Annotated in this window: 4 protein-coding genes; all 4 read right to left on the minus strand. The window is 67.0% G+C overall.

Going from position 1 to position 4,583, the window contains the following annotated elements:
- Window positions 1-1,481: FMN-binding glutamate synthase family protein (locus AC1DO7_RS39570; RefSeq protein ID WP_477117440.1), on the minus strand; the 1,481-nt coding region annotated here is incomplete at its 3' end.
- A gap of 126 nt (window positions 1,482-1,607) precedes the next feature.
- On the minus strand, window positions 1,608-2,555 hold the full coding sequence (locus tag AC1DO7_RS39575; protein WP_441615211.1) for an alpha/beta hydrolase: 948 nt from the start codon (window positions 2,553-2,555) through the stop codon (window positions 1,608-1,610).
- A gap of 157 nt (window positions 2,556-2,712) precedes the next feature.
- Window positions 2,713-3,174, minus strand: a complete 462-nt coding sequence (locus tag AC1DO7_RS39580; protein WP_441615422.1) for an HU family DNA-binding protein — start codon at window positions 3,172-3,174, stop codon at window positions 2,713-2,715.
- A gap of 376 nt (window positions 3,175-3,550) precedes the next feature.
- Window positions 3,551-4,583 (minus strand): class I adenylate-forming enzyme family protein (locus AC1DO7_RS39585; protein ID WP_477117441.1); only part of this gene is annotated, 1,033 nt, incomplete at its 5' end.

A 4,583-nucleotide genomic window follows, 5' to 3' on the forward strand; every position in this document is an offset into this window, starting at 1 on the left:
GACATCAGCCGCACTTCGTTGGGCGAGATACGGCGCACGATATGGTGCGGCTTGAGGTCGCCCGGATGCTGCAGGCCCGCCGCCTGCAGCAGTTCCTGCAGCGCGTGCAGCGTCTGACGGYGGAAATTGGCCACGCGCTGGGCCTTGTCCGGCACCACGATGGCGCGCTGACGCACCGGGTCTTGCGTGGCCACGCCGACCGGGCAGCGGTCGGTATGGCATTTCTGGGCCTGCACGCAGCCCAGCGCGAACATGAATCCACGCGCGGAATTGCACCAGTCGGCACCGGTGGCGAGCGTGCGGGCCACGTCGAACGCGGTGATGATCTTGCCGCTGGCACCGACGCGGATCTTGTCGCGCAGGTTCACGCCGACCAGCGTGTTGTGGACCAGCAGCAAACCCTCCTGCAGCGGCACGCCGATGTGATCGACGAACTCCAGCGGCGCCGCGCCGGTGCCGCCTTCGGCTCCGTCCACCACGATGAAGTCCGGCAGGATGCCGGATTCCAGCATGGCCTTGACGATGCCGAAGAATTCCCATGGGTGGCCGATGCAGAGYTTGAAGCCGGTCGGCTTGCCGCCGGACAGGTTGCGCAGGCGGTCGACGAACTGCAACAGGCCCAGCGGCGTGGAGAATTCGCTGTGCGTGGCCGGCGAGATGCAGTCCTCGCCCATGGCGATGCCGCGCGTGGCGGCGATCTCCGGCGTCACCTTGGCCGCCGGCAGCACGCCGCCATGGCCGGGCTTGGCGCCCTGCGAGAGCTTGACCTCGATCATCCTGACCTGCGGCGAGCGGGCCTGCTCGGCGAACTTGTCGGGATCGAAGCCCCCGTCGGCGCGGCGGCAGCCGAAGTAGCCGGACGCCACCTCCCAGATCAGGTCGCCGCCCTCGGCGCGGTGATAGGGCGAGATCGAACCTTCGCCGGTGTCGTGGATGAAGCCGCCGATCTTCGCGCCGCGGTTGAGCGAGCGGATGGCGTTGCCAGACAGCGCGCCGAAGCTCATGGCCGAAACGTTGAACACCGACAACGAATACGGCTGAGCCCGGCCTTCGCCCACGGTGATGCGGAAGTCCGCGGAAGGGATGCGGGTGGGCGCGAGCGAGTGGCTGATCCATTCATGCCCGGCCACGCGCACATCGATCTCGGTGCCGAAGGGGCGGCTATCCACCTCGTTCTTGGCGCGCTGGTAGACCAGGCTGCGCTGCTGGCGCGAGAACGGCATTTCGTGCGTGTCGTCCTCGATGAAGTACTGGCGGATTTCCGGGCGGATGAATTCGAAGAAGAAACGCAGGTGGCCCCAGATCGGGTAGTTGCGCAGGATGGAGTGGCGCGACTGGCCGATATCGTGCAACCCGATCAACAGCAGTGCAACCGGTGCGGCAACCCAGGCAGGCGAGATGCGGTGCACGGCAGCGAAGGTGGCAAGCGCGAGCAAGACCAGCGCGGATAGCCAGACCGCGCCGTAACGACGAGAAAACATGGATGCTCCTTGGGGCCGGCCAGGCCGGCAACCCGCGATTATCGCCGTTCTTCGCCGAATCGGCTTGGCGCCGGTTGCACCGGCAAGGTACGGGGGCCGGCCGCGACCTGGCCCCCGTACGCGCCCTTACACCATCTCCTGCGATCGCACGGTGTCGCGCGCATGCCGGGGATCGCCCGCTTCGACCGCGGCCAGGATCTGCGCGAAGGCCGCGTCGGCCTCTGGCATCGGCAGCAGCATCCATACGTGGAACATGCCCTCGTATTCGAAATAGCGCAGCGGCAGACCCTGCTGCCGTGCCAGCTCGCGAAAGAGGCGGCAGTCCGGCAACAGGATGTCGTGGGTGCCGATGAACAGCGTGGTCGGCGGCAAACCCTGCAGGCTGCCGTTGATGGGACTGACCTGCGCCAGCGTGACGGGATCGTCTCCGGCGTAGACGCGGCCGCATTCGATGCCGCCTGGCCGCGACAGCATCAGGTCCAGCGGCTCGATCGCGTCGATGCCGGGATTGCTGCCGCCGGCGTCGAGAAACGGTGACAGCAGCACCAGCCGGCCCGGCAGCGCCAGGCCGGCGTCGCGCGCCAGCTGCGCCAGCGCGAGCGCCATGCCGCCGCCGGCGGAGTCGCCCATCACGGTAAGGCCGGCGGGATCGTGGCCGTGCACGAGTCGCTCGTAGAGCGGCATCAGGCCCGCAAAGACCTCACGGTGCGTATGCTCCGGCGCCAGGGGGTAGATCGGCACGATCACGGTGGCGCCGAGTTCGTCGACCAGCTTGCCGACGAACTCCCAGTGCTGGCTGACGATGTCGAACACGTAGCCGCCGCCGTGCAGGTAGAGGATGCGGCGACCGCTGCCGGCGCCGCGCGGCCGCACGGTGTAGACCTCGAAATCCACGCCCGCAATCGCTTCCGAGCTGACTTCATGGCGGGCCAGCAGCCTGGCAGAAGGCTCGGCGCGACCGGCCTTGCGGCGTCTGCGAATTTCCTCGTGCAGCGCCTGCGCGCTGGAAAAACGGTGCTTGCGCCGGACCAGGCGCAGTGCGAGCCGCCACAGGCGGCACTGGATGCTGGGCATGACGATCTCCCGGAAAGGCGGTGCCGGCCTGCCTGGCGGCTGGCCGGGGACGGCAAGATACTGGGGAACGACTGCGGCGGATACAAAAAAGGAGCCGGCGGGCGGCTCCTTCTTCAAGCTGGATTCAAGCTCTGTGCAAGCTCGAAACAGTCACCGGTCAGGCGGCGGCTGCGTCCTTCAGCTTCTTCAGCGGGCGTACCTTGACCTTGACGCTCGCCGGCTTGGCCGGGAACCAACGCTCTTCACCGGAGAACGGGTCCTTGCCGAAGCGCTTCTTCTTGGCCGGCACTTGCTGCGCCGTGACCTTCATCAGGCCGGGCAGCGTGAACTCGCCGGCGCCCTTCTTGTGCAGCGCGCTGACGATGGTGTTTTCCAGATGGGCCAGGACCGTCTTCACGGCTTTGGCATCCAGCTCGGTCTGTGCTACCAGGTGAGCGACCAGGCTCGACTTGTTGAAGGTGTCCTTCAGCGGGCGCGCGGTCGGCGCAGCAGCAGCGGTAGCCTTCTTGGCCGGCGCGGCCTTCTTGGCGGCAGCCTTCACGGGTGCCTTGGTTGCCGGTGCCTTCTTGGCAGCGGTCTTGGTTGCAGTCTTCGCGGTCGGGTTCGCTTTGGTCGCCATATCGATAGAGATGAGTTGAACAAAATCGTGCCGCGCGGGATGTGGCATCCGATTTCGCCCGGCTCTTGGTCGGGCGTCATCGGCGCGCGGCAACGACTGAATCATAGCGGAAACAAGCGCACGTCAAGGGGTTTTCGTACATGCCGATGCAAAAAGCGGGGTTTTCCCCGGGTTTTTTGGGGGTTTTTGCTCCGGCGTCCAGCGCTTGTGTCGCGCGCAAGCACCACCACGCATCGAATTGACCCCTGAAAACAAGGGAAAAACACGAAATCGGCGAGCGGGAAGACCGCGCACGCACGCGCATTCGCTGCGCCATCGGCGGAAAAATCCGCGCGCGCGCCGGGAATGGCGAGGCTTCCCGGCGCGCGCACCGGCCCTATCCGCGCAGCTCGCGCCGCAGGATCTTGCCGGTCACGGTCTTCGGCAACTCGTCGATGATCTCCACCACGCGCGGGTATTTGTACGCCGCCATGCGTTCCTTGCACCAGGCCAGCAAGGCCTCCGGCGTAGCGCTGGCCCCCGGCTTCAGGCTGACCACGGCCTTGACGGTTTCGCCGCGGTAGGCATCCGGCACGCCGACCACCGCCGCCTCGCGCACCGCCGGATGCGTATAGAGGACGTCCTCCACTTCGCGCGGCCAGACCTTGTAGCCAGCGGCAACGATCATGTCCTTCTTGCGGTCGACCAGGTAGAACCAGCCCTGCGCGTCCATGAAGCCGACGTCGCCGGTATGGAAATAGCCGCCCGCCATCGCGCGTGCCGTCTCCTCCGGCTTGTTCCAGTAGCCCGGCACGATCATCGGCCCGCGCGAAATGATCTCGCCGACCTCGCCCACCGGCACCGGCTGGCCCGCATCGTCGCCGATAAAGGCGTCGACATTGAAGGCCGGCACGCCGATCGCCAGGGTGCCCGAAGCCGGGTCGACCGGCGCCTCGCGCCCGAGTGGCACCACGTGCGTGGGCGAATTGGTCTCGGTCAGGCCGTAGCCGTTGTGGATATAGTGGCCGAACCTGGCGCGGAACTGCTCCACCACGCTCGGCGGGATCGGCGCGCCGCCCGAGTAGATCCTGGTCAGGGTGGCGAAGTGCGCGCGGGTAGCGTCCGGGTGGTTCATCAGCGCGATGAACACCGTGATCGAGCCGATGGTGAACTCGATGCGGCGCTCGCGGATGGCCTCCAGCACCACGCCGGGCTCGAAGCGGCAGGCCAGCACCAGCGGCGCGGCGCAGATGAACGCCGCTGCAATATGGCCGACCAGCCCGGTGATATGGAACAGCGGCGCCACGCCAAGGATGGGGCCACCCTCGCGCAGGCCGATCCAGTCGCGGTAGACCTGCGCATTGAACGCCACGTTTGCATGCGTGTTCATCGCGCCCTTCGGCACGCCGGTGGTGCCGGAGGTGTAGACC

The sequence above is a fragment of the Cupriavidus sp. 05N40 genome (genome assembly GCF_056397305.1).